Here is a 1,093-nt window from a genome sequence, read left to right as displayed (position 1 = left end):
GGCGAAGCCTGACTGGCCTGCGGCAGTAGAAAGCTTTAATATGGACTCCTGCCGAAGGCATTCAGATTCGGAGGACGGTAGACCGTTGACGTACAACTTTTATCAAGTCTCTTATATCGAATCCACGCTCTCGATAATGCGTTTTATCTACTTCTCTCTCTTACCCATTAATCCAGACCAGACTCTAACCTGGTTTTTTCCGAAACTCTTTTCTCTCTAATAGAGAATCTTTCTCACCTTTTCGAGAGCTCTATCCTGGAGGCCGTAGCCTTCGTACTCGTTTTTCATAAGGTCGGGGTCTCCCTTTCCAGCCAGGAGAGAGTTTAACCTGGCCGCCACAGTTGAATCGTTCAAAGCGAAGATGTCTTCGTAGTATCTTAGAAGATCGTTTAGAATCTCCTTATCTCTCTGGAGATAGAACTTGAGATGGTAATCCTCGCCTCTGTAGAACTCGGTCATTCGCGAGACTTCTGTGGCCGCCTTCCTGCCGGTCTCGTTCTCCTTCAAATCAATGAACCTTTCGGCGATCTCTTTCTGTTGCTCGTTGTGATAGAGAATGAGAGACATGTACTGAACCTTGTAATTCACATAAGAATTGTGAGACTGCCAAAAAAGTCCCAGAAGTTCTTCATAAGAGATAACTGAAGGGTCAAACTCTATCTGAACTACTTCAGTGTGATCCCCGAGAGAATAATAGCTTGGATTAACCTTCGTGCCTCCTGCGTATCCAACGCTGGTCCTGTATACTCCTCTTATCCCACCAAATACCGCTTCAGAACCCCAGAAACAACCCAATCCGAAGGTTGCGGTTTCTAGCTTTTCTGGCAGATTAGCATCAACTACTGGTATTTCAGAACTGGCCATAGTAAACACTCCTATCAATGCGAGTAAAAACATTATTGAGACAATCCTTTTCATAATTACCTCCATGTAATTCTAGACAAATATTATCGGTCTTCTTATGACTATTTAGAATGATTACAAGTTCAAGAAAGGAGTTATCCGTTTAACGGTCCTCCGTTCATCGAGAAGAACGGCTTTCCGCTTGCTAAAATACGCTGAAAGCTGGAAAGACCGGGGTTGGGGGTTGCGG

The 1,093-nt window shown here is 44.4% G+C and carries 1 protein-coding gene; it reads right to left on the bottom strand.

The window, feature by feature from the left end; genetic code table 11:
- Nucleotides 1-216: 216 nt before the first annotated feature.
- Nucleotides 217-918, bottom strand: coding sequence for a peptide-methionine (S)-S-oxide reductase MsrA (msrA, locus tag RJ60_RS09120; protein ID WP_099830851.1), 702 nt, complete (start codon nt 916-918; stop codon nt 217-219).
- Nucleotides 919-1,093 lie beyond the last annotated feature (175 nt).

Source organism: Mesotoga sp. B105.6.4, from assembly GCF_002896535.1.
Classification (GTDB): Bacteria; Thermotogota; Thermotogae; order Petrotogales; family Kosmotogaceae; genus Mesotoga.
Note: the sequence above shows the minus strand (reverse complement) of the source record. Positions and strands in the feature narration are given on the sequence as shown.

What these genes read in the sequence shown, in the direction of transcription:
- msrA (WP_099830851.1), bottom strand. Translation starts at nt 918, where the DNA reads ATGAAAAGGATTGTCTCAATAATGTTTTTACTCGCATTGATAGGAGTG.